Annotated in this window: 26 protein-coding genes; 10 read left to right on the top strand and 16 right to left on the bottom strand. The window is 65.5% G+C overall.

Annotated features, from left to right (window positions below):
• Nucleotides 1-11: 11 nt before the first annotated feature.
• The gene (locus LGM56_RS15230) at nucleotides 12-1,211 is read right to left on the bottom strand and encodes a PLP-dependent aminotransferase family protein (RefSeq protein WP_226205840.1); all 1,200 of its coding nucleotides are present in this window, start codon (nucleotides 1,209-1,211) and stop codon (nucleotides 12-14) included.
• A gap of 400 nt (nucleotides 1,212-1,611) precedes the next feature.
• Entirely contained in the window at nucleotides 1,612-3,912 is a 2,301-nt protein-coding gene (locus LGM56_RS15225; protein WP_226205454.1) for an NADP-dependent malic enzyme, read from the bottom strand.
• Nucleotides 3,913-4,048: 136 nt separating this feature from the next.
• On the opposite strand from LGM56_RS15225, the gene LGM56_RS15220 reads away from it, so the two are divergent.
• Nucleotides 4,049-5,020 (top strand): LysR substrate-binding domain-containing protein, encoded by a 972-nt coding sequence (locus LGM56_RS15220; protein ID WP_226205452.1) that lies wholly within the window; start codon nucleotides 4,049-4,051, stop codon nucleotides 5,018-5,020.
• Between the two features lie 95 nt (nucleotides 5,021-5,115).
• On the opposite strand, the gene LGM56_RS15215 is transcribed toward LGM56_RS15220, so the two are convergent.
• The 4 genes from LGM56_RS15215 to LGM56_RS15200 all read right to left on the bottom strand — a co-directional run bounded on the left by LGM56_RS15215 (nucleotide 5,116) and on the right by LGM56_RS15200 (nucleotide 7,222).
• Nucleotides 5,116-5,631, bottom strand: a complete 516-nt coding sequence (locus tag LGM56_RS15215; protein WP_226205450.1) for a hypothetical protein — start codon at nucleotides 5,629-5,631, stop codon at nucleotides 5,116-5,118.
• Nucleotides 5,632-5,897: 266 nt separating this feature from the next.
• The gene (locus LGM56_RS15210) at nucleotides 5,898-6,392 is read right to left on the bottom strand and encodes a GNAT family N-acetyltransferase (protein ID WP_226205449.1); all 495 of its coding nucleotides are present in this window, start codon (nucleotides 6,390-6,392) and stop codon (nucleotides 5,898-5,900) included.
• 173 nt (nucleotides 6,393-6,565) lie between these two features.
• Entirely contained in the window at nucleotides 6,566-6,772 is a 207-nt protein-coding gene (locus tag LGM56_RS15205) for a hypothetical protein (protein ID WP_226205447.1), read from the bottom strand.
• A 75-nt stretch (nucleotides 6,773-6,847) separates the two neighbouring features.
• Nucleotides 6,848-7,222 (bottom strand): VOC family protein, encoded by a 375-nt coding sequence (locus LGM56_RS15200; RefSeq protein ID WP_226205445.1) that lies wholly within the window; start codon nucleotides 7,220-7,222, stop codon nucleotides 6,848-6,850.
• A 625-nt stretch (nucleotides 7,223-7,847) separates the two neighbouring features.
• Here LGM56_RS15200 and LGM56_RS15195 point away from each other — a divergent pair.
• Complete coding sequence (locus LGM56_RS15195; protein WP_226205443.1) at nucleotides 7,848-8,306, top strand: GNAT family N-acetyltransferase; 459 nt, start codon at nucleotides 7,848-7,850, stop codon at nucleotides 8,304-8,306.
• Nucleotides 8,307-8,373: 67 nt separating this feature from the next.
• Here LGM56_RS15195 and LGM56_RS15190 read toward each other — a convergent pair whose 3' ends face one another.
• Both LGM56_RS15190 and LGM56_RS15185 read right to left on the bottom strand, forming a co-directional pair.
• Nucleotides 8,374-9,270 carry an oxidoreductase gene (locus LGM56_RS15190; protein WP_226205441.1) on the bottom strand — a complete coding sequence of 299 codons (897 nt, stop codon included), beginning with the start codon at nucleotides 9,268-9,270 and terminating at the stop codon, nucleotides 8,374-8,376.
• A 5-nt stretch (nucleotides 9,271-9,275) separates the two neighbouring features.
• Entirely contained in the window at nucleotides 9,276-10,487 is a 1,212-nt protein-coding gene (locus LGM56_RS15185; protein WP_226205838.1) for an MFS transporter, read from the bottom strand.
• Between the two features lie 138 nt (nucleotides 10,488-10,625).
• Between LGM56_RS15185 and gcvA the strand changes: the two genes are divergently transcribed.
• On the top strand, nucleotides 10,626-11,558 hold the full coding sequence (gcvA, locus tag LGM56_RS15180) for a transcriptional regulator GcvA (protein WP_226205439.1): 933 nt from the start codon (nucleotides 10,626-10,628) through the stop codon (nucleotides 11,556-11,558).
• Nucleotides 11,559-11,712: 154 nt separating this feature from the next.
• Here gcvA and LGM56_RS15175 read toward each other — a convergent pair whose 3' ends face one another.
• Nucleotides 11,713-12,840 carry an aminotransferase class V-fold PLP-dependent enzyme gene (locus tag LGM56_RS15175; RefSeq protein WP_226205437.1) on the bottom strand — a complete coding sequence of 376 codons (1,128 nt, stop codon included), beginning with the start codon at nucleotides 12,838-12,840 and terminating at the stop codon, nucleotides 11,713-11,715.
• Nucleotides 12,841-13,205: 365 nt separating this feature from the next.
• On the opposite strand from LGM56_RS15175, the gene LGM56_RS15170 reads away from it, so the two are divergent.
• Complete coding sequence (locus LGM56_RS15170) at nucleotides 13,206-14,387, top strand: serine hydrolase domain-containing protein (RefSeq protein ID WP_226205436.1); 1,182 nt, start codon at nucleotides 13,206-13,208, stop codon at nucleotides 14,385-14,387.
• A gap of 103 nt (nucleotides 14,388-14,490) precedes the next feature.
• Here LGM56_RS15170 and LGM56_RS15165 read toward each other — a convergent pair whose 3' ends face one another.
• The 5 genes from LGM56_RS15165 to LGM56_RS15145 all read right to left on the bottom strand — a co-directional run bounded on the left by LGM56_RS15165 (nucleotide 14,491) and on the right by LGM56_RS15145 (nucleotide 19,292).
• Nucleotides 14,491-15,663: an NAD(P)/FAD-dependent oxidoreductase gene (locus LGM56_RS15165; RefSeq protein ID WP_089443312.1), complete on the bottom strand. Its 1,173-nt coding sequence runs from the start codon at nucleotides 15,661-15,663 to the stop codon at nucleotides 14,491-14,493.
• A complete protein-coding gene (locus LGM56_RS15160) occupies nucleotides 15,660-15,860 on the bottom strand; it encodes a hypothetical protein (protein ID WP_226205435.1) in 201 nt (66 codons plus the stop codon). Before LGM56_RS15160 ends, LGM56_RS15165 begins: the two co-directional genes overlap by 4 nt.
• Nucleotides 15,857-17,008, bottom strand: coding sequence for a branched-chain amino acid ABC transporter substrate-binding protein (locus LGM56_RS15155; RefSeq protein WP_226205434.1), 1,152 nt, complete (start codon nucleotides 17,006-17,008; stop codon nucleotides 15,857-15,859). The genes LGM56_RS15160 and LGM56_RS15155 overlap by 4 nt, the downstream gene beginning before the upstream one ends.
• 419 nt (nucleotides 17,009-17,427) lie before the next feature.
• The gene (locus LGM56_RS15150) at nucleotides 17,428-17,619 is read right to left on the bottom strand and encodes a CsbD family protein (RefSeq protein WP_089497742.1); all 192 of its coding nucleotides are present in this window, start codon (nucleotides 17,617-17,619) and stop codon (nucleotides 17,428-17,430) included.
• Nucleotides 17,620-17,759: 140 nt separating this feature from the next.
• Complete coding sequence (locus LGM56_RS15145) at nucleotides 17,760-19,292, bottom strand: helix-turn-helix transcriptional regulator (RefSeq protein WP_089497743.1); 1,533 nt, start codon at nucleotides 19,290-19,292, stop codon at nucleotides 17,760-17,762.
• 370 nt (nucleotides 19,293-19,662) lie between these two features.
• Between LGM56_RS15145 and LGM56_RS15140 the strand changes: the two genes are divergently transcribed.
• The 6 genes from LGM56_RS15140 (at nucleotide 19,663) to LGM56_RS15120 (ending at nucleotide 21,313) form a co-directional block, all read left to right on the top strand.
• Entirely contained in the window at nucleotides 19,663-19,827 is a 165-nt protein-coding gene (locus tag LGM56_RS15140; protein WP_174975033.1) for a hypothetical protein, read from the top strand.
• A gap of 62 nt (nucleotides 19,828-19,889) precedes the next feature.
• Nucleotides 19,890-20,240: a BON domain-containing protein gene (locus tag LGM56_RS15135; RefSeq protein WP_089497744.1), complete on the top strand. Its 351-nt coding sequence runs from the start codon at nucleotides 19,890-19,892 to the stop codon at nucleotides 20,238-20,240.
• 56 nt (nucleotides 20,241-20,296) lie between these two features.
• Nucleotides 20,297-20,494, top strand: a complete 198-nt coding sequence (locus LGM56_RS15130; protein ID WP_039354235.1) for a CsbD family protein — start codon at nucleotides 20,297-20,299, stop codon at nucleotides 20,492-20,494.
• Between the two features lie 26 nt (nucleotides 20,495-20,520).
• Nucleotides 20,521-20,652 (top strand): hypothetical protein, encoded by a 132-nt coding sequence (locus LGM56_RS36775; RefSeq protein ID WP_256941090.1) that lies wholly within the window; start codon nucleotides 20,521-20,523, stop codon nucleotides 20,650-20,652.
• A 56-nt stretch (nucleotides 20,653-20,708) separates the two neighbouring features.
• The gene (locus LGM56_RS15125) at nucleotides 20,709-20,930 is read left to right on the top strand and encodes a hypothetical protein (RefSeq protein ID WP_089443317.1); all 222 of its coding nucleotides are present in this window, start codon (nucleotides 20,709-20,711) and stop codon (nucleotides 20,928-20,930) included.
• A gap of 128 nt (nucleotides 20,931-21,058) precedes the next feature.
• Nucleotides 21,059-21,313: a GlsB/YeaQ/YmgE family stress response membrane protein gene (locus tag LGM56_RS15120; RefSeq protein ID WP_089497745.1), complete on the top strand. Its 255-nt coding sequence runs from the start codon at nucleotides 21,059-21,061 to the stop codon at nucleotides 21,311-21,313.
• A gap of 105 nt (nucleotides 21,314-21,418) precedes the next feature.
• Here the strand turns inward: LGM56_RS15120 and LGM56_RS15115 are convergent, their stop codons facing one another.
• Nucleotides 21,419-21,724 carry a hypothetical protein gene (locus tag LGM56_RS15115; RefSeq protein ID WP_226205433.1) on the bottom strand — a complete coding sequence of 102 codons (306 nt, stop codon included), beginning with the start codon at nucleotides 21,722-21,724 and terminating at the stop codon, nucleotides 21,419-21,421.
• A 392-nt stretch (nucleotides 21,725-22,116) separates the two neighbouring features.
• Nucleotides 22,117-23,145: a DUF1338 domain-containing protein gene (locus tag LGM56_RS15110; protein ID WP_089463203.1), complete on the bottom strand. Its 1,029-nt coding sequence runs from the start codon at nucleotides 23,143-23,145 to the stop codon at nucleotides 22,117-22,119.
• Between the last annotated feature and the right edge of the window lie 387 nt (nucleotides 23,146-23,532).

The following is a 23,532-nucleotide window of genomic DNA, read 5'->3' as shown; positions in this document are numbered from 1 at the left end:
TTGATGTCTCCTCACGCGGCCAGCGCCGCACCATACGCGCGCACGAGGCGCGCCACGCCTTCCCGGATCGCGTCGACGTCCGGCGCGGCGAACGACAGGCGCAGCGAGGCCGCGTCGACGTTGTCCGCGAAGAACGCCTTGCCCGGCACGAACACGACCTTGTTCGCGATCGCCTGTTGCAGCAGCACGTCCGACGACACCGCGCCGATCCGCGCCCACACGAACATCCCGCCTTCGGGACGATGGAATTCGATCGCATCGCCCAGGCCGTCGCGCAGCGCGTCGCACATCGCGTCGCATTTGCGCTGGTACGCGGCCGTGATGCGCGGCAGATGGCGTTCGAGCGCACCGTCGGCCAGATACTCGGCGGCGGCCGCCTGGGTCCACGGCGTGCTGCACAGATCGACCGTCTGCTTCGCGATCACGCAGCGCCGCGCGATCTCGGCCGGCGCGATCGTCCAGCCCACGCGCAGCCCGGGCGCGACGATCTTCGACAGGCTCGCGAAATGCACGATCCAGTCGCGCGCGCCATCCACTTCGTCGGCGAGAGCCAGGATCGACGGCACGGCTTCACCCGCGAAACGCAGGTCGCCGTATGGATCGTCCTCGACGATCAGGAAACGGTATTGCACCGCGAGGCGCAGCAGCTTCAGCCGGCGCTCGCGCGTGAGCGTCGCGCCCGTCGGGTTCGCGAAGGTCGGGACCGTGTAGAGCAGTTTCGGCTGCGCGATCGCGCCGGACGCGAGCTGTTCGCCGAGACGATCGACATCGAGACCCGCGCCGTCGACCGGAATCGTCACGATGCGCGCCTGCTGCAGACGCATCGCCTGCAGCGTCGCCGGGTAAGCCGGTTGCTCGGTCAGCACGACGTCGCCGGGCGACACCATCACGCGCAGCAGCAGGTCGAGGCCCTGCTGCGAACCGGTCGTGACGAGCAGCTCGGCCGCCGTGCACGTCACGCCGCGCCGCCCCATCAGCGCGATCAATTGCTGCTTCAGTTCGGCGAGGCCGTCGGTCGGGCCGTATTGCAGGCAGCGCACGGGCTGCGCGTACGCGCGCTCGGCGGCCGCGTTCAGGCCGTCGACGTCGAACAGGTCGCTGGCCGGATAGCCGCCCGCGAAGGAAATCATGCCTGGTTCGGACAGGTACTTGAACAGTTCGCGGATCGGCGAGCCGGCGGGATTCTGGAATGAGGGAGTGAACGCGTACATGTCGTCGTGGGCTGGATGGCGCGGACGGCCGGGATAGCCGCCCGATACCGGCCGCCACGGCGCTTCTGGCGCCACGGCGGTGAAATCGAGCCACGATTGTCGATAGTCATTAAGGCCGCGGCAAACGATATCTATGCACTAGGTCTTGCGGTTTGGTCATCACATGGGGGAGGTGGCGCGCCCGCCGATGGGGAGGGTAATGCGTGGTTTGGGGTGCACGCCGTCGCGCGGCATTCAATTCGGGCGATTGTTTCGACAACGTGCCGCCTCACGTTACTTGCAGCCGTTCGTCGGGTTTGCCGACGACGAACGCTTGGTCCGTACCCGCTCCGGCCGCATCACGCACTGCGTGTCGATATGTGAACGCGCGGGGCGACCACAGCCGCCCCGCCAACATCAATCAATCGGCCACATTCCGGTTGGCCTCGATCACCGTCAACGCAGCCATGTTCACGATCCGCCGCACGGTCGCGCTAGACGTCAGAATGTTCACCGGCGCATTCACACCGAGCAGGAACGGCCCCACCGCCACATTGCTACCCGCTTCAGTCTTCAACAGGTTGTACGCGATGTTACCGGCGTCGACGTTCGGGCAAACCAGCAGGTTGGCCGCACCCTTCAGCGGCGACATCGGCAGCAGCTTCGCCCGCAGCCCTTCATCCAGCGCGCAGTCGCCATGCATCTCGCCGTCCGCCTCGATGTCCGGCGCCTGCTCCCGGACGATCTCCAGCGCCCGGCGCATCTTCACGCCCGACGCCGCGCTCCCCGACCCGAAGTTCGACCGCGACAGCAGCGCCGCTTTCGGCGTCAGGTTCAGCCACTCCATCTGGCGCGCCGCGGCGATCGTGAATTCCGCGATCTGCTCCGCGTCGGGATTGTCGTTGACGTGCGTATCCACCAGCGCGACCGTCCGCTGGTCGAGCAACAGGATGTTCATCGCCGCATAGGTCGACGCCCCCGGCTTCTTCCCGATCACCTCGTCGACGAACCGCAGGTGGTTGTGATACTCGCCCACCGTCCCGCAGATCATCCCGTCCGCATCGCCGAGCCGCACCATCATCGCGCCGATCAACGTCAGGCGGCGGCGCATCTCGACTCGTGCCATCTCCTTCGAGATGCCGTCCCGGCAGCGCAGCTCCCAGTACTTCGTCCAGTACTGCGGGAAGCGCTCGTCATATTCCGGATTGGTTACTTCGACATCCTGACCGAGCCGGATCCGCAGGCCGAATCGCTCGATGCGCGCCAGCAGCACCTCGGGACGCCCGACCAGGATCGGCCGCGCGAGCTTCTCGTCGACGATCACCTGCACCGCGCGCAGCACGCGCTCGTCCTCGCCTTCGGTAAAGACGATCCGCGCCTTGCCGCCGTCGCGCACCAGCCGGCGCGCCGTCGCGAACAGCGGCTTCATGAACGCACCGGAGTGGTAGACGAATTGCTGCAGTTGCTCGACGTACGCGTCGAGATCGGTCAGCGGTCGCTTCGCCACGCCGCCGTCCATCGCCGCCTTGGCCACGGCCGGCGCGATACGGACGATCAGGCGCGGGTCGAACGGCTTCGGAATCAGGTATTGCGCGCCGAACGCCACGTCGTACGCACCGTAGGCCGCCGCGACGACTTCGTTCTGCTCCTCCTCGGCCAGCCCCGCGATCGCGTGAACCGCGGCGATCTCCATTTCGCGGGTGATCGTCGTCGCGCCGACGTCGAGCGCGCCACGGAAGATGTACGGGAAGCAGAGGACGTTGTTGACCTGGTTCGGGTAATCCGAGCGGCCCGTCGCGATCACGACGTCGTCGCGCGTCGCGTGCGCCAGTTCCGGGAAGATTTCCGGCGTGGGGTTGGCCAGCGCGAGAATCAGCGGGCGCGGCGCCATCGCCTTCAGCATGTCGGCGGTCAGGATGCCGCCGACCGACAGGCCCAGGAACACGTCCGCGCCGTCGATCACGTCGGCCAGCTTGCGCGCATCGGTTTCCTGCGCGAAGCGCGACTTCGCCGGGTCCATCAGCGTGGTGCGGCCGCGATAGACGACGCCCTCGATGTCGGTCACCCACACGTTTTCAACCGGCAGCCCGAGGTCGACCAGCAGGTCCAGGCAGGCCAGCGCGGCGGCGCCTGCGCCCGACGTCACGACCTTCACTTCCTTGATGGACTTCCCAACCACCTTCAACCCGTTGATGAACGCGGCGGAGACGGTGATGGCGGTGCCGTGCTGATCGTCGTGGAAAACGGGAATCTTCATGCGGTCACGCAGCTTCTGCTCGACCGTGAAGCACTCGGGCGCCTTGATGTCCTCGAGGTTGATGCCGCCGAAGGTCGGCTCGAGGCCGGCGATGATGTCGACCAGCTTGTCCGGATCGGTTTCGTTGATCTCGATGTCGAAGACATCGATCCCCGCGAACTTCTTGAACAGCACCGCCTTGCCTTCCATCACTGGCTTCGACGCGAGCGGGCCGATGTTGCCCAGGCCGAGCACGGCCGTGCCGTTCGTGATCACGCCCACCAGGTTGCCGCGGCTCGTGAACCGGTGCGCCTGCAGCGGATCGGCGGCGATGGCCTCGCACACGCCCGCCACGCCCGGCGTGTACGCCAGCGCGAGATCGCGCTGGGTCACGAGCGGCTTGCTGGCGACGACCGAGATCTTTCCCGGGGTCGGAAATTCGTGATAGTCGAACGCTGCCTGCTGCTGTGTCTCAGTCTGTTTCATGTTTTTCGATCCGGGCACGGGCGCCAGGCCAGTCCCGGCGCGATCCATGAAGGGGATTCTAGGGATCCGCCATAAGGCGTTGATTCTGTTTTAATATCGGTCCATCACTTTTTCATGATGGATACGTGACCAGTCAATGAATTTTGACGCAAACGACGTGGTCAGGCGGCTGGGCGCCCGCCTGAAGATGCGGCACCTGGTGCTGTTGCTGCAGATCCAGCAGCACGGGTCGCTGACGCGCGTCGCGGAACACATGGCCAGCAGCCAGCCGGCCGTGACCAATGCGCTGTCCGAGCTGGAGAGCATGTTCGGCACGCCGCTGTTCGAGCGCTCGTCGCGCGGCATGCGGCCCACCGCGCTCGGCGCGGTCGTGCTCGAGCGGGCGAAGGCGATGATCAAGGATCTCGACCACCTCGCCCGCGAGATGGAGGCCGTCGCCGCCGGGCATGCGGCCCATCTGCACATCGGCGTGATTCCGTTCATTTCCGGGCAGATGCTGTCGGCGGCGCTCAAGCGGCTGCAGGCGCGCATGGAGCGGCGCCTGACCGTGACGATTCACGAAGGCACCAGCGATCAGCTGTTGCTGCAGCTCAGGGATCACAGCGTCGACATCGTGATCGGGCGGGCGTCGTCGGCAATCGACCTGGGCCAGGTCTCCTTTGAAGTGCTGTACCAGCAGCAGCCGCGCATGATCGCGAGCCGGCGGCTTGCCGCGAAACTGGCCCGCACCGCGCTCGACTGGCACAAGCTGCACGCGCTCGACTGGATTCTCGGCGCGCCGCATACGCCGATGCGGGAACAGGTGACCGACCTGTTCCTGTCGGCCGGCATCGCGCCGCCCGTTCCGATCGTCGAGAGTTATTCATCCAAGCTGATCGGCGAAATGATCGCGTCGAGCGACGAGGCCGTGTCGATCGTGCCGGCCGATATCGCGGAAGAACTGGTGCGGATCGCCGGGGTGGCGATCGTGCCGTACTCGCTGGTGTGGACGCTTCCGCCCATCGCGCTGTTTACCCGCGCCGCCGATTCGCGTTCGCCGGCGCGGGATCTGCTCGTCGACGCGCTGCGCGAGGTGTGCAGGGAGACTTACGGGGACGCGCAGCGGTAGGGTTTCACGTGCCACACCTGCGTTGAACGGCCCGCCGGCCCCGCCGAAACCCGTCGTGCGTCGCGACGGCTTCCCGGCGCGCCACCGGCCCCGGGCTACTTGCCGGCCGCGAGGCGCCGCAGGATTTCCGCACGCTCGGCGGTCAGCACATGATCCGAGCCCTCGCCTCGGTCATAGCGTTTCGTCGTCCGGTAGGAAAACCGCTTCTTGTACTGGTTGGTAGCCGGATCGAACACCCACGCATCGACGTCGAACAGGTGCGCTTCGAAATGACTCTCGTCCTTGCCCCACACATAATCGGCGCGAACGAACACCGGATAGGGCGACACGTCCGGCACCTTCCACATCGCGCGGTCGGCCAGCTCCGTCTGCGTGACTTCCGGCATCAGGTTCTCGATCTTGCCGTTCGCGCCATAACGCAGGATCGCCACGCGCTCCAGCATCCCGCTGCCGCCGCCCGAGAACATCCCCGAGAAGAACACCCACGAGCCGCCCGACGCGATCGGCAGCCGCTCGGACCTTGGCGTCAGTCCGAACTGGTAAAGCTCCTTCGGCGAATTGGGAAGCGGCGCGGGCGGCATCTGGAAGCACGGCGCACGGTCGGGAAGCACGCAAAGTTTCACGCCGGACAGCGGGAGACCGTCGGTATCCGTCCGGCCCTCCGCCTGGGTGAAACGCGGGAAGGCGAGTTCGCCGGATGCGGCTTGAACGCCGGTGACGCCAACGACGGAAAGGCCCAGGATCACCCCAAGCGTTTTACGGAACCCGCGCATGCACCTGCCCTCTTCTCTCATGTTTTGATAAGCGCGAATTGTCGATGATCCGGCCGTGTCTGTCGATTGAACGCGCTTGACGTGGCGTCAGGGACAAGGGAGCGCTATTCAGCTGCCTTCTCGTACAGTGCCCAGACGATCCCGTCTGATTTCGACCCGACGCGAATGAAGCCCAGCGACTCGTAGTAAGCGCAGAGCGTCACGTTCTCCACGGCGCAATCGAGCCGAACGAATCGCCGGTTCGAGCTGCTCACCTTGCGCCCGCACCAGTCGAGCATGAAGCTGCCGAGCCCTTGCCCGTTGAAACCTTCCCGCACGCACAGCCCGTGCACATAGCCGGCGATCGGTTCCTGCGGCCCCCAGTGCGTGTCCTCGTCGAAGGCGAGCGAGAACGTTCCGGCCAACGCGCCGCCTTGTTCGACGACATACACGTCTTTCCGGGAGACGTTGTTGCGGACCCACGCCTCGGAAAATCCATCGCCTTGCTTGCCCCACACATGATCGCCATACGTGAGCTTCTTCGCGTGTGCGTCATTCCGGACCACGGTGAGAATCGGTACGTCCTCTTCCGTTGCCCGGCGGATGCTTCTCGAGGTCATTGCTCGTTTCTCCGTTGCAGCGAGTCGGTGAAGGAACAACCGCGATTCACAGTTCACGGTTGCGTGGTACCGGGACCCGGCGCCTGCTGCTGACTGGTCGCACTCCGACGCGTACAACGTCCGCACGCCGGCAACGTTTTGCACGCCATGCGCCAGCGTGATTTTCCTGAATGCTAACCCAGGGAAAAGTAAATGCCGGTGCCCGCATCAACGACGAACAACAGCGCAATGACGAGGCAGACACCTTGCCAGACACCGCGCAGGCGAGTTGCCCCGACATACAATCCTGCCGCGCCGACACAAAGCGTCACGGGCCAGTATTCCATGCCAGTTCCAAGCACAACGAGATAAAAAGGAAAATCAATGGCGATGTCACTCATCCCGGAATGCTCGGTTGCTTGCGTGGCGTATGCGTTCGCTCATGGTTTGAATGACATCGATCAGTCGCCGGAAGCTCACCCCTGCGCCTGATGGCACACCACCTCGATATTGTGCCCATCCGGCCCGATGACGAACGCCGCGTAGTAACTCGCGTGATAGTGCGGCCGCAGCCCCGGCGCGCCATGGTCCTTCCCGCCGGCCGCCAGCGCCGCGCGATAGAACGCGTCGACTTGCTGCCGGTTGTCGGCCACGAACGCGATGTGGAGATGCGCCGGCTTCTCCGACGTCTGGAACAGGCACAACGAAGGCTTGCCCGGCGGAGAAATCTCGATGCCGTACGACGGCTCGCCCTCGCCCTGCACCACGACGCCTAGCGGCTCGAGTGCGCTCAGGAAAAACGCCTTGCTCGCTGCAAAGTCGGTCACGCCGAATTTGACATGGTCAAACATGACTCCCCCTCGGATAGATGGGTCTGCCGGCACCCGGATGGAACGTCGAAATCACCGCGATGTTGCCACACGTCGCCGTCGCTGGCATCCCCTGCGCGACCGAACAAGAAAAGTCCGACACAGTCGGGCCGACGAGCGGGATGCTCACCCGTCATCGAGCGGTCACGGCGTGCGACATAAGGTCATCGTGATGCTGGCGACACCCGGCGATCGCGCACGAAGCTGTGACTGATCGTCGAGCGACAGGCATGTCTGGAAGGATTCCGAAAGAAAAGGCTATGGCAAAACAGGCGCATCGGATGACTCGCCCGCCAGCAGGGTCGGCAGGAGAATGGCCGTGCTCATCGACCTTCATCGCTCGCTCTCTCGTATGTGCGGAATTGCCAGGTCATTCGATCCCGGCAAATCGGACAGACGATACGGGAATATCGGATCCCGTGAATCCCGGAACGAAGCAGCGAATCGGTGACGGAATCTCGCTGCCGGTTCGCTGTACCGCACACTCGATACGTCGCACTGAACTTCCGGTCTCGCCGGTTTCAGCGGCATGCTTCCGCGATCTTGGAAGGTTGAATCGGTGCTGCTATCGTTGCGTACCTTTTGACGATTTCGGAGCGGGAGATACATGCCCTTGATCTTGCGTCGAGCGATTGCCGCTGATGCCGCAGAGGTGGCTGAAGTCTATCTACGGTCGCGCAACACGCTGGCATCGTACGCGCCGCTCGCGCATTCCGAAGCCGCCGTCCGCGATTGGGTGGCCAACATGCTTGTGCGGTCGGGCAACGTCACGGTCGCCGTAAACGATAGCCGCATCGTCGGCATGGCCGCACACGTTGTCACCAACGGCGTGGCATGGCTTGACCAGTTGTATGTGCATCCCGAATTCAAGCGACGAGGGATTGGTTCTGCGCTCCTCGAATCGGTGAAGTCGCAGACGGTTGGCAAGCTCCAGCTCTACACGTTCCAGATGAATCGCGATGCCGCTGCGTTTTATGAACGGCACGGGTTCGTTGCGATTGCATACAGCGACGGAAGCAGGAACGAGGAAGGGTGTCCCGATGTTTTGTATTGCCTGACGCGGTAGCTTCGGCCTGGGCGGCTCGGATCGCCTGTCCGTAATCGGTCGGGGCTGGATACCGACTTCCTGGCTACTAGCCGGGACCGTCGCTGGCGGCCGCGAGAAGCGGCACGACCAGATCGCTGATCGGCGTCGGAATGCCGTGAGATCGTCCGTACCGCTGCACAACGCCGTTCCGGCAGTCCCATTCGAGGGGGCGGCTACCCTGCCGGTCGGCAAGAATGGACGTACCTAAATCCGGCGGCGCGCGACGGAACCCTTCGACGATCTCCTGCGGCACGTCATCGCCCAACTTCGCGCCCTCGGCACGGGCGACTTCGAGACATTCCCGCAGGTAGGCGAGTGACAGTCCGATGATGTCGCTTCGCGAGAACATGCCGGCACGGCGGCCGGTCAGCACCATGAGTCCCGCCGCTGCGTTCTGCAACAGCTTCCGCCATGCGAGCGAGGTGAAATCTTCCGCCACCTCGACCGAGCATCGCGTGCCGCTCAAAGCCGAGACCACCACGCTGCTCGCCGGTGTATCGGGCAGGGTAAGCCGAGGTTCGCCTCGCAGCCACACTGACGAACCCGATTCGCGTTGCGCTGGAAACCAGACGATCGATGGCACGACTGCAGCGCCGCCTGCATGCGGTGCGAAAGTGGTTTTTTGCTCGACGCCGTTTTGCAGCACGCAGACAACGGTATTCGCACCGCACAGCGCGGAGACCCACGGCGCCGCGCTTGCCACCTGCGTCGACTTGACCGCAACGAACACCAGATCGAACTTTTCCTTGACCGCTTGCGGATCAGTCAATACGGGCCCAGGCACGACGATCTCGCCACCGTCAAAGCGCAACGCCAGCTGCTCGCGCGCCGAGCGGCCACAGATCACCGGCGTGCGGCCGACTTCATGAAGGGCTGCGGCTACGGTCGTGCCGATTGCCCCCGGACCGACGAGGGCGACGGTTGGGTAGTCAGACTGTGTCATCGTGTTCATCCTGTATGGCCATGTGTCAGATGCGGGCGCAGTGCGAGGGCAAGCGGAAAAATCGCCAGGGCAGTCAACGCGGTGGCATAGGTGGCGCCATGCACGCCGATGCTGTCACCCAGGAACCCGTAGAGAACGGGCGATATCGCGCCCGATGCAATCGTCCCCGTGTAGAACAGTGCGAATGCACGCTCGGTGCGCTCGGGCGCAGACATCTCCGGAACGGTTCCGTACAGCACGGAGGACGTGCCGTTGAGCATCATGCCCAGAATCGGCAGCAGCACCATGCTGGGCCCCAACGGGAGATACATCACCGCCACGATGCACGCAGCCGTGCCGCCCTCCGTGAGCAGCACCGTACGCACCACCCCCATCCGTGCGCCAATCCAGCCGCACATGAACTTGCCGGCCGCCCCACCCATGAAAACAAGCGCGAGTGCCGTTCCCACCATTTGAGGCGAGACGCCCTTTGCCGTCAGCAGGAAGGGCAAAAATGTAAGCAGTCCCATGCGTACGGCCGTATCGAGCACGCCGATGGAAAACAGGGCCGAGAATCCGCCTCCCCAGGCGCTGCTGCGCTGAGCGGACGATTGCGCCTTTACCGCCGGCTTCCCGGCGTCGCGCGGCACATCAGGAAACGAGACGGCAATGACTGCGGCAACGACGAAGCCCAATCCGGAGACGATCCAGAGCGCGTGACGCCAGGGCATCATCGTCACGAGCAGCGAAATGGCCGCCGGCAGCGCGGATTTCCCCAGATCGCCGGAGAAGTTGTAAACGCTCAGCGGGCCTCTCGCATCACGCCCGTAGGTGCGGGAGATGGCGCCCGATGCAATCGGATGCTGCGTGCTGGATCCGCCGCCCGAAATCGCCAGCGCCACGCTCAAACCGAGCAGGCCACCCGACATGCCCGCGACCGCATAGCCCAGCGCGGCGAGCAACGTGCCGATCGCGAGGGTGGCGCGACTGCCCCAACGTTGCGCGAGACGTCCCGCGGGGAGCTGCAGCGTTGCCATCGCGCCCGCATAGACGCCGCGCAGGATGGCCAGGGCCGCAAAGTCCAGCCCGAAGTCCGACTGCCAGACCGGTAGCAACGCGTAGATCAGGTCCGTATAGCCATCGTGCATGGCATGCGCAACGCACGACAGCCAAAGCACGCGCGGTCGTGAGGGCCCGCTCTCCCGCATCACGGGAGGGGAAAAAACCGGCAGGCGCATCGTCATTTTCTCCGTGCGAGTGGTTGGCGGGAGCCGCTCGTGGCGTCGCGCTCAGGCTCGACGCGTCGATTTTATGACCGCGGCATCCGCCATTTCAATTGAGCTAAAATCGCGCCAACGGAGAGAAAAAGTCACGTCATGAACGAAAACCGGAGTGCCGCGAAGCATCGGGACGCGTTGCCCCCGCTCAATGCGCTGCGCGCTTTCGATGCGGTCGCGAGGCACGGCAGCTTCGCGGGTGCCGCGGAGGAACTCCATGTCACCCACTGGGCCGTAGGAAAACAGATCAGGCTGCTGGAAGACTGGTTCGGCCTGCCGTTGTTCGACCGTCGTCCGCGCGGTGTCGTGCTCACCGACGAAGGCGCGGCCTTGCTGAGCGACGTCAGCAACGCGTTCGAGCGCCTCGGTACCGCGGTGGTACGGCTGCGCCACGACACGGTCAAACACCGGATATCAGGCGTCGTGCGGGTCAATGTGACGATGAGCTTCGCGCTTTGCTGGCTGCTGCCGCGGCTCGGCGATTTCCATTTGCGATACCCCGACATCGACGTCAGAGTGTCGACGACATCGCGCAAGCTGCGTTATGTCGCCGACGCTTTCGATATCGGTGTTCGCTCCGGTCCCGAGCATGGCGCGGGCGTCGTATCGCGCCCGTTGATGCCCGACCTGCGCGTGCCAGCCTGCAATCCCGCATTGCTGCGCCAGCATCCGATACAGAGCGTGACCGACCTGCGCCATCACACCCTGCTGCATTCGGCCACGACGCGCTCCGCCTGGTCGAACTGGTTGAAGGAAGCCGGTGCGCCCGATCTGCGGGCAGCGCGCCACGTCGAATTCGATCACGTGAATCTGCAGTTGGGCGCCGCCATCGAGGGGCTGGGCGTGGCGCTGGCATCGCTGCCGCTGATCAGGCGCGATCTCGCCGAGGGGCGCCTCGTGTGCCCCATCGCCTCCCCTGCCTGGCGCGCCGACGACTACATGCTCGTGACGAGCACCCATCGCGTCGACGATGCCGCCGTGTCCGCGTTCGAGCAATGGATGGAAGGCATGGCGCGGCAAGAGGCTGGCTAGGCTCGCGGATCAGGCCAGGCGACACGACTTCCGGGCCCACATGCAGCGGCGACGCGTCGGGCACACGAAGCGCCGCCGCTGATGAATGGCTGTATCGCGTCGCCTCGCGCCAGAACGCAAGCCGGAAACTGCCTCGCCCAATCCGAGAAGCGCCTTAAAGAATCCGCTCCAGCGCATCCGCAAACCGCCCAACCGCCCCATCGACATCGTGCAGCTTGTCGAGCCCGAACAACCCCAGCCGGAAGGTCTTGAAATCCTCCGGCTCGTCGCACATCAGCGGCACACCGGCCGCGATCTGCAACCCGACGTCGGCAAACTTCTTCCCGGTTCGAATCCCGTCGTCGTCCGTATAACTGACCACGACACCCGGCGCCTCGAACCCTGCCGCCGCCACGCTCCGGAAGCCCTTCTCGGCCAGCAGCGCACGAATCCGCTTGCCCAGCTCGAGCTGCTCCGCTTTCACCTTGTCGAAGCCGTACGCCTCGGTTTCCTTCATCACGTCGCGCAGCGTGGTGAGGCAGTCCGTGGGCATCGTCGCGTGGTAAGCAAAACCGCCGCCCTCATACGCTTCCATGATCTGCAGCCACTTGCGCAGATCGCACGCGAAGCTGGTGCTGGTCGTGCCATCGATGCGTTCGCGGGCGAGTTCGCCGAGCATCACCATCGCGCAACACGGCGACGCGCTCCAGCCCTTCTGCGGCGCGCTGATCAGGATGTCGACGCCGCTCGCCTGCATGTCGACCCACACCGTGCCGGACGCGATGCAATCGAGCACGAACATGCCGCCGACCGCATGCACGGCATCCGACACCGCGCGCAGATACCCGTCGGGCAACATCATCCCGGAGGCGGTTTCGACGTGCGGCGCAAACACCAGATCCGGCTTGTGTTCCTTGATCGCGGCGACCACTTCGTCGATCGGCGCCGGCGCGTACGCGGCCTGCCGTCCCGCTTCGACCGGGCGCGCCTTCAGCACCGTCGTTTCGGACGGGATGCTGCCCATGTCGAAGATCTGCGACCAGCGGAAGCTGAACCAGCCGTTGCGGATGACGAGACACTTCTTGTTGGTGGCGAACTGCCGCGCGACGGCTTCCATGCCGAACGTCCCGCTGCCGGGGACGATCACGACCGACTTCGCGTGGTAGACCTTCTTCAGCGTGCCGGAGATGTCGCGCATGACACCCTGAAAGCGCTGCGACATATGGTTGACCGAGCGATCGGTGTACACCACCGAATATTCGAGGAGCCCCTCGCGGTCAACATCGGGAAGTAATCCTGGCATGCTCGCCTCCGGTGAAAGATGAACGATGGAATCTGGGCGAGCAGTGTCCGTGATGCGATACCGCGCTGCACCCATGCAATTGCGTTATTTTCTCGACGAAAGCAGATTCTAACGAAGGCCGCGCGCCGCTTGGGGCCTATTTTGTCGGCTGTCCGCCGCAGGCGTGACGGAGCGCCGCCGCCGGCCGACGCGCCGCGCCGCAACGGAGCCGCCGCGCCCCCCGGCTGAAGCGCCCGCCCCGTGGCCGTCCACGCGCATCGTTGCAGCGCACGACGCCCGCGAAGCCCTGTTCCATGTACGGGTAAATGGCACGTCCGCCGCGTGCCGCCTACCATGTCGGCTCCCCCTTCACGACAGAGTCTTCGATGATCCCCAACCGCGCATCATCACAGCAGCCGTCGGCCGATCCCGCGCTCGCCGAGCGCGTCGATGCGGTACTGTCCCGCCAACTCGACACGCAACGCCTCGTCGGCGTGGTCGTCCTGGTCGCACGCGACGGCGAGCTCGTCTATCGCCGCGCGGCCGGGTTCGCCGATCGCGAAGCACGCACGCCGATGCAGGAGGACACGCTGTTCAGGCTCGCGTCGGTCACGAAGCCGATCGTCGCGGCCGCCGCCATGGCACTCGTCGCCCGGCACCAGCTGTCGCTCGACGACGACGTCACGAAGTGGCTGCCCGAATTCCGCCCGGCGCTGCGTGACGGCAGCGTGCCGGTGATCAAGGTGCGCCACCTGCTCACGCATTCGGCCGGCCTCGGCTATCGCTACGCGGAAGCCGACGCGGCGGGCCCATATGCACGTGCGGGCGTCTCCGACGGGCTCGATGGCGCATCGATCACGCTCGCCGAGAACCTGCGCAGGATCGCGAGCGTGCCGTTGCAGTACGCGCCCGGCACCGGCTGGAACTATTCGCTCTCCATCGACGTGGTCGGCGCGGTGATCGAGGCCGTCACCGGACAGCCGCTCGCCGATGCGGTCGATGCGCTGGTGCTCCGCCCGCTCGGCACCCGCGACACGGGATTCGTCGCCCGCGATGCCGCACGGCTCGCGACGCCTTACGTCAACGACACGCCGCAGCCGCACCGGCTCGCCGAGAACGAGGCCGTACCCATCTACGAAGGCTCCGTCGGCGTGACGTTCTCGCCGTCGCGCGCGCTCGACAAGGATGCGTTCGCATCGGGCGGCGGCGGGATGGTCGGCACCGCCGGTGACGTGCTGAACGTGCTGGACACGCTGCGGGCGGGCGGCGGCGCCATTCTGCCGGCCGAGCTGGTCGACGAGATGGGCCGCATCCACACCGGCAACCTCGCGTTGCCCGACCTGCCCGGCGCGGGCTACGGGATCGGGTTTTCCGTGTTGCGCGACCCGCGCGCGGCGCTGTCGCCGGAGTCGCCGGGCACGTGGCGCTGGGGCGGCGTCTACGGTCATTCGTGGTTCGTCGACCGCGCACAAGGGCTCACCGTCGTGTCGCTGTCGAACACGCTCTACGAAGGGATGAACGGCCCGTACACGCTCGATCTGCGCGACGCGGTCTACGGCGTCGGCTGACACGCCCAATTGCACGCGCAACAAAAAAGGCCCGACACGGTCGGGCCAATGAGGTGAGACACAAGGAGAATCCCGCCCACCACACCGGGCGGGTCACGCCGCGCTACACGACGTTCTTTTCGACGATCGGCCGGTTCTCCAGCACGCGCGCCCAGCCGAGCGTCGACAGGTCGAGCGTGTCGTAACGCCCGCCCAGAATGAGTTCACTGACGCCGCGCCCCGTCGCCGGCCCCTGCTGCAGCCCGTGGCCGCTGTAGCCGTTCGCGAACACGACGTTGTCGAGGTCCGGGTGATACCCGATGATCGCGTTGTGGTCGAACACGTTGTACTCGTAGTACCCCGACCAGCAGTTCTCCACGCGCAGCGCTTCGAACTCAGGCACGCGGTTCGCGAGCGTCGGCCAGATCACTTCGTCGAACAGGTCGTGGTCGACTTCGTCGAGCGGCAGGTCGTCCGGGTCGCGGTCCGGGCTCGGCGACGTCCCGCAGATATACGTGCGCCCTTCCGGCCGGAAATACACGCCGGTCGGGTCGATCAGCAGCGGGCAATCCGTGAGCTTCGCCGGCGACGACACGTTGAAGATGCTGCGGCGCCGCGCATACACGGGGATGTCGATGCCCATCATCGACGACAGCGTGCGCGTCCACGCGCCGGCCGCATTGACGAGCGTGTCGCATGCATAGCGTTCGCCGTCGGCCGTGACCACGTGCGTCACCTTGCGGCCGTCGCGCACCACGTCCTTTACATCGGACGGCACATAGCGCGCACCGAGCGCCTGCGCCTTCTTGCGCAGCGCCTGCACGAGCCCGTAGCCGTCGAACCAGCCTTCGCCGCTCACGCCATACGCACCCGACACGAGATCGTCGACGTTCAGCCACGGGAACTTCGCGCGCAGCGCATCGCGATCCATCAACCGGATGTCCGCGCCGAGGCTCGTCTGCAGCGCATGGTTCTCGCGCAGCGTCGCGTCGCCGGCCGGCGTCGCGAGGAACAGGTAGCCGCCTTCGTGCAGGTCGATCGACGGCTGGTGGCCGTCCACTTCGAGACGCTCGCCGATCGTGCGCAGGAAGTCGATGCCGAACAGCGACATCTCGATCGACAGCGGCGTCGAGAACTGCTGGCGAATCGACGCGGCCGACAACGCCGACGACGAGCGCGCATAGGTGGGGTCGCGCTCGATCACGGTCACGGAAACCGTGGGATCGGTGGCGCGCAGGAAATAGGCGATCGAGCTGCCGATCACACCACCGCCGACGATGACGACTTGAGAACTCACGACTGACTCCAGTTGCACAGATTGGGCGCGGCCAGCCGGCCCCGCCCGTGGGTTGTTCGTGCCGCGTCGCGCGCGGCGCCGCGCGGGCAAACCCGTGCGGCTGCCACACCGGCGTGCGCCGCGATCGGCATCGATCGCTGATGGCATTTCAGCACGTCCGGCAGCGCCGCGAAAGTCCGCGCGCGGGCGGCGTTCAATCCGCCGATTTCGTCGTGACGGGCTGCCACGCGGCGTTCTTCACCTCATACAGCGTCGAGCTCGGGTTCTTCAGGTCGCCCGTGTTCGTGAATGCGATCGTGCCCGTGATGCCGTCGTAGCGCGTGCCCTTCAGCGCGCCGTTGAAATCGGCCGGCTTCGTCGAGTTCGCCTTCTGCATCGCGTTGATCGCGATCCACGTCGCGTCGTACGCGAACGGTGCGTACGCAAGCATGTCGATGCCGTACTTCTGCTTGAATTTCGTTTCGAATTCCTTGCCCTTCGCGAGACGCGCCAGCGGCTGCCCGTATTCCCACACGGACGCGCCTTCCGCCGCATTGCCGGCCAGCTTGATGAAGTTCGCGTTCATCACGCCGCCGCCCGCGAGGAACTGCGCGCGGATGCCGAGCTGGCGCATGCGCTTCACGAGCATCGCGGCCTGTGCGTCGAGCCCGCCGAAGAACACGAGATCGGCGTTGGCGCTCTTGATCTTCGTGAGCTGCGCGCTGAAATCCACCGCCTTGTCGTTCGTGAATTCGCGCGCGACGATCGTGCCGCCGTTCGCCTTCACCGACTTCTCGAATTCGTCGGCTTCGCCCTGGCCGAACGCGGTGCGATCGTCGATGATCGCGATGCGTTTCGCCTTGGTCACGCTCGCCGCATACGCGCCTGCGTTGCCGGCGTTCTGCGTGTCGGTCGCGATCACGCGGTACACGGTGCCGAGCCCGGCGCGCGTGATGTCGGGATTGGTCGCCGACGGCGTGATCATCGGAATGCCGGCCTTCGCGTAGATCTTCGACGCGGGCAGCGTCGTGCCCGAATTGAAGTGGCCGATCACGACGGCCACCTGCGCGTCGGCGAGCTGCTGCGCGGCCTGCACGCCGGTGCGCGGATCGCTCTGGTCGTCCTGCGACGCGACGACGAACTTCACGGGCTTGCCGCCCACCGTCGTCCGCGCGGCATTCGCTTCGTCGACGGCCATGCGCACGCCGTTCTCGATGTCCTTGCCGTAGGCGGCGCCGCCGCCCGTCAGCGGGCCGGCCACGCCGACCTTGACGACCGTCTCCTGCGCGTGAGCCGCGCCGGTCTGGAGCGCGAGGATCGCGGCGGTCAATGCGACGCCGGAAAGCGAACGAATGCGGAACGTCATGACAATCCTTGTTCTGGGGGCCGGGATGCAACGCGCGATCGCCGCGCGTCGGCAACCTCCCGCGTGCCGGTCATGTCGTCCGCCTGCGGGGCGTCATGCAACGCCCTTGCCGGCCGGTCGATCGCCGCGGCTCCGTCTCCGAAGAGCCTTTCATCGCGAAAGAGGTGAATGGATTGTGGATAGCCAATACCCGTGCAGCAAACGAAATATCGGAACTATGTTGTGAGGATTTGTCATCAAGTTCCGCATACGCGGGCGGCCCGCGCCCCACGCAACGGTGGGCCGCGGGTAAATCGCTACCGTGGAATGCCGCGCCGACGCCCGGCCATCAAGGCCGGCCGTGGTCATGCCGGCGGCGCATCATCGTGGCGATGACGGCCCGGCCGGCCATCGCGACGCCCGCGGCGCCGCGTCATCGGTCAGTGCCGATCGGTGCCCGTCTCCTGGCGCACCGCATCGGCCGCCTCGCCGGCCTGCTCCTGCATCTTGCCGGCCTCTTGTTCAGCGACGCCTTCCGCTTCCGTCTCGCGGTCGCCCGTGACCTTGCCGAGCGCTTCCTTGACCGAACCCCTGACCTGCTTGAGCTTGCCTTCGATGCGATTCCTGTCCATGGTCGTCTCCTGCGATGGTGGGGGAGAGCCGGCGGCGTGACGGCCCGCGCCGCACCGCCGAGCGGACAGGATCGCAAGCGGAGGCCGCACGCGGCAGATGCGGATGCACCAGCGCGCATGGTGCATTCGTACCGACGGCGTCAGTCCTTGTCCTTCGCGCCGCCCTTCTCGCCACGCGCGCCATTCGCATCGGCCGCGCCGACGATCCCGCGTTCGCGCGCCCACACGATCGCCTCGCCGCGGCTGTGCACGTCGAGCTTCCCGTAGATCGTCGCGACGTGATTGCGCACGGTGTTCGGCGCAAGCCCGAGGCGGCCGGCGATCTCCTTGTCGGCCAGGCCATGGCACAGCAGGTCGAACACGTCGCGCTCGCGTGCGGTCAGGTCCGACAGCTGGGCGCCCGCATCCGGCGCATTCGCACGCCGCACGTTCGCGAGCTTCTCGATCAGCGTGCGGCTGAACCACGATGCATCCTGCATCGCCGTTTCGATCGCGTAGACGAGCTCCATCTCCGTGCGCTTGCGGTCGCTGATGTCGAGCAGCGCGACGAGCAGGCAGTCGCGCCCGTGAATCGCGACGGGATCGGCCGACACGACGCAATCGCGCACGTCGCCTTCCCGCGTGCGGATCTGCACGTCGGCGTTGCGCACGCTGCCGTCGCGCGCGAGCTGGCCCTCGATGCGCTGCCATGCGCCGCGCTCGGCCCACAGCCCGATCTCATCCGCGGATTTGCCGAGCAGGTCGTCCTGCGCATGGCCCGTCATCGCGGCGAACGCGTCGTTCACGTCGAGCAATTCGAAGCGGTCGGCGGTGACGATCGCGGTGGCGACCGGCGCCATCCGGAACGCCGTCGCGAAGCGTTCCTCGCTCTGCCGCAGCGCGCGCTCGGCCTGCTTGCGCGGCTCGAGATCCATGAACGTGAACAGCATGCACGCCTCGTCGTTCATGTCGATCGGCTGCCCGGCGACCACCACGGCCTTCGTGCTGCCGTCCGCGCGCTTCAGCACGGCCTCCATCTGCGGGATCGTCGCGCCTTCGCCGAGCCGCTCGATCGCGAGGTCGCGCCGCTCGGCCTGGTCGAGCACGTCGATCTCGTACACCGAGCGGCCGAGCACGTCGTCACGCGCGTGGCCGGTCAGGTCCAGAAAGCCCTGGTTGACCTTCACGTAGCGCAGGTCGTCGAGCCGGCAGATCACGGCCGGCGCCGGGTTCGCGTTGAAGGTGCGCTCGAAGCGTTCCTCGGCGCTCGCCCATTCGGTCGCGTCGTGCAGCACGAGCGCGAGACAGTCGGGCTCACCGGCTGCATTCGTCAGCACGAGGCTGCGGATGCGGTGAACCCAGCTCACGGTTTCGTCGGCGGCCGATTCCACTTCGACCGTCACGTCGCTGAACTCCTCACCCGCGATCACGCGATCCATCGGATAGTGGCCATCGCGCACCGGGTGGTTGTTCCGGTAACGCAGCCGGAAGCGCTCGCGGTAATCGGTGACAGTCGCACCGAGCGCCTTCAGCTCGGTCACGCCGTGCATCGCGAGCGCGGCTTCGTTCGCCCAGACGATCCGCTGGTCGGGCTCGATCAGGATCACGCCCTCGGTGAGCCCCGCGATGATCTGGTGCAGTTGGCGCCGGTCGGTATGCGACTTCAGCGCCTGTTCGTTTACCTGTTCGTTCATCGAATGGTTGTCCCTGTCGTCAGCATGACTGCCGGCCCGGTTGCCGCCACGTCGACACGCGCCGGCCGGCGCGTGTGACGATGATCGCGTGCCGCACCGGTGCACGACAGTCGCGAATGCACTATTCGTCATAGTACATGCGCACGGCCTGCCCTACCGTGCGGTGTCCCGCCGATCCCCGAAGCACACGCTGCACCTGCTTTCCGCACGCCCCGGCCGACAGGCGCACCCCCGCCCCCTTCCCGACACCCCGTGCAAACGCACTAGCCGATCAGGTGAATTTGCGCGATGTCCACGCCCGTTTGCATCGGTACGCTGGTACTGCATCGGCGCTCATGCGCTGCCTTCCGAACCGCAGAGGAGAAGCACGATGAAGCTGCATCAGACACCCGATCCGACGCGGCCCGAACCGGCCCCGGACAATCCGCCCGAACCGCCGCCCGGCACCGATCCGCCGGTGCCGCTGCCGCCCGACGTGCCGCGCCCGGACATGCCGCCGCGCGAGCCCGGCTACGACACGCCGATCGCCCGTTGATCCGGGCACGCGCCGTGCTCGGCAGTCAATTCATTCACCACGCCAATCGAAGGAGAACATCAATGAACAAGACCTCGCACCTTTCGACGCTGCTCGCCGCCAGCGCGGCCTTCCTGCTTTGCGCCGCACCGCTCACGAGCGCACAGGCGCAAGCCTCGTCCGCCGACAGCAACATGACGGCCGAATCGAACCAGCCCGTCACCGACACGTGGATCACCACCAAGGTGAAAGGGGAACTCGCGACCACCGACGGCGTGAAGAGCACTGACATCAGCGTGAAGACGGTCGACGGTGTCGTCACGCTCACCGGCGTGCTGCCGACCAAGGTTGCCGTGAAGAAGGCTGTCGCCGTGACGCGCGCGATCAAGGGCGTGAAGCACGTCGACGCATCCGGCCTGAAGGCGAAGGCCTGACCTCCCGGCGCGGCACGCCGCCGCGCCTTTTATCCCTGCATGACAAGGAGCACATGATGAACGAGGACAAGATCAAGGGTCAGTGGAAGCAGCTCTCCGGCAAGCTGAAGGCCAAGTGGGGCAAGTTGACCGATGACGACCTGAAGGTGGCCGACGGCAATCGCGAGTATCTGGCCGGCAAGATCCAGGAGCGTTACGGCATCGCTCGCGATGAAGCCGAGAAGCAGTTGAAGGATTTCGACCGCGAACTGTAACGCGATAGCGCTTCCATCGCGCTTCAATGCAACCGCCGCGGCGCCCACGGCGTCGCGGCCACCAGGACAACGACATGGGCAAATACCTGATCGCCTGGCTGCTCGGCGTGCCGGTCGGGCTGCTGGTGCTGTTCTTTCTGATCACGCACGTCTTCTGAGCGTGCCGGCTCGATCAGAGTCGATCAAAACAACTCGTTTTTCAGGGAGATAAACAATGAAATTTCTTTCGATCTCGGTCGCCTGCATCGCGTTGATGACCGCTTCGATCCCGGGATTTGCAGCAGGGTGCCTGAAGGGCGCGGCCGTGGGCGGAGTCGCCGGCCACGTCGCGGGGCACCACGGGGCTGTGGGCGCCGCCGCGGGTTGCGCGATCGGCCACCACCACGCGGCAAAGAAAGCCAAGGCGGCAAGCGCGGCAACGGCCGCGTCGCAATGAACGCGTCACGACGGGGCCGGTGGACGTTCGCCGAAACCGCCGGCGTGGCGCCGCGCGCCGGCGGCCGCAGGTGAAGGCGTGACCGCCGGATTTACAAAAATTTCGCCAATCCAGAGGGAAAATCGTTCATGGATATGCATGGCTTGATCATATGGCTGGTCATCGGCGCCATCGCCGGCTGGCTTGCGGGCGTGCTCGTCAAGGGCGGCGGTTTCGGCCTGCTCATCGACATCGTCGTCGGGATTCTGGGCGCGGTGATCGGCGGCTGGCTCGCCGGATTGCTCGGCATCGGCTTCAGCGGGATTCTCGGCTCGATCGTCATCGCCCTCATCGGTGCCGTCATCCTCTTGCTCGTGATCCGCCTGTTCAATCGCGCAACGTGACAGGTCATCAAGCGCGCCGGCGAAGCGCTGCGTCAAAAAATGCCGGAATGACACGTTCGACGCCATGAGGGACGAGCCCGGCGTTCGACACCGGGCTCGCGATACTTAGTGCCCCTTGTAGAGTTCGAGCAACTGGCTCTGCAAGGCCATCATGTCCTTGTCATGCTGCATCTGCAGCTTCGTCATCGCTTCGTTGTGCTGCATTTCCATCGCCATCATCTTTTGCTGGATGCCGATGGCCTGAGTGCGCTGCTCGGGCGTGAGCTTGTCCATCATCATCATGGTCCAGTCGCTGGTATGCGACATGTAGGTGCCGCTGCGACCAATGCCGCCACCGTCTGCCTGTGCCGCACCCGCGACGAGCAGGAACGGAATGGCGCCACACAGCATGAGCTTGCGAATCGGGTTCATCCGGGTTCTCCTGTCAAGAAAGGACGTCGGGAAGCGCCCGTGTCGCATGCACGGGTTTCCTGAGCGTGTGTCATGAACTGCCAGCTGACATCAAGATCTCGTCCAATCCATCGACCCGATGATCGAAAGGCGTCTCCCTGACACGTGCTACGACGAATCGGCCGATGAATGATGGTTCGACTGGCGAGACGTTTGTCGTCCCGTACCGGCGGATATGACACGGCTCGATGAGATTTTCCGGGTCGCGCAAACCCGCGCGCCCGGCCGTGGCATCCATGACGCCCCTTCCCCGAAATGACAAACGCCCTGCATTCGCAGGGCGCTTCAGGCCGCGGTTCGTGCGTAGGCCGGCCAATCGGTCGCGGCCAGCGCAGCCCCCCGCTTTCCTTTCGTTACTTCGCCGCGTTCGCCGTCATCTTGAAGATGCCCTGCGCGTTGCCCGCATCGAAACGCAGGTCGGTCACCCAGCGGCGCGCCGCCTGGTCGAACGTGCGCTTGCGCGTGATGAACTCGTAGAACGAACCCGGCACGTTGCGCTTCACCGTGCCGCCGTCGCGCGTACGGAATTCGCGTTCGACGGTATCCGCGCGATACGCGGTCTGGAACACGCGGCCCGAGCGCGAGCGCTCGACTTCCGGCTTCATCGGCCGGCCCTTCGCCTTCTCGTCGTCGGACAGCTTGAAGACGTCGGCGACGCGGTCGGTCGCGTGGTTGAACGCGTTGCCTTCGGTCGCGATCCACGCCATTTCCGCCGATTCGAGCAGCAGCGTTTCGTAGTCGAGTTCGTTCGGCAGGTCGTGCTGGCGCGCGAACGCGCCGACGATCTCCGGCAGCAGCGCATGCGCGGCCTCCAGCGGCAGCCAGCCTTCGCGCTCGACTTCCCACAGCAGCGCGACGGCCGCCGGCGACAGCGGATCGCGCGACGTGCTCACGACGTTCGTCACGGCCTGCTGGAATTCCTTCGAGAAACGCTCCGGGTGCAGTTCGCTGACGAAGAACTGCGCGATTTCGTCCGGTGCGTCTTCATGCGCATACGCGCGGCCGGTCATGCCGAGCTTGTCGAGCGGGTAACGGCCGTTCAGGCGGAAGCCGAGCGGACGCAGGATGCGCGTGAATGCGGCCTCGCCCGGCGGCAGCGCGCCGGTGTGCGGCCAGCGCACCGTGCGCAGCGCGCCGTGGTCGAAATAGACCGAGCCGCCGCTTTCGACCGCTTCGGCCGTGTACGCGCGGCCGTTCGCCGACCGTTCGAGCAGCCCTTCGAACAGCGCCATGTTCATCGCCTGCGCGATTTCCGCGCGCGTCACGACGCCGTCTTCCCATTCTTCGAGGATGGCCGGCATGTTCAGGGTCGAGAACAGGGCGTCGGTCTTCGCCTGTCCCAGCAGCTTCGTCAGCAAGCTCTCGATATTCGGATTGCGCATCAGGATTCTCGTCTCGGGGGACCGCCGGCAAACGTGCCGGCAACTCGTCGGCCGGCCGCCCCACGGGCGCCTGACCTTGCGTGGAGAGCATTATTCAAAGGGTTGCAGCCGGGCGTAAAGCGAGATTAAATTGATATGTGATGAGTTTTTGGAATTATCAGCCGCTCCCGGCTTCGCCCGCCGGCCCGCACCGGGCAGGTGCGTTCGTCAGACGAATTCAGGGCCTGTTTAGATATGGAACGCACATGCGAATGCCCGAAATCGCTCGTAGGGCAAGGAGTGAGGAGCGCCGTTTGGCCGAGCCAAACAAGCGACGAGCGACGCCGCCATACGGGCGATTTCGGGCATTCCCGTGGCATGATTTTTTAATTTGGGGTTGCCACGAGA

Source organism: Burkholderia sp. AU38729 (genome assembly GCF_020419725.1).
Classification (GTDB): Bacteria; Pseudomonadota; Gammaproteobacteria; order Burkholderiales; family Burkholderiaceae; genus Burkholderia.
The sequence above is the reverse complement of the archived record's forward strand: the minus strand, read 5'-3'. Positions and strand labels throughout refer to the sequence as shown.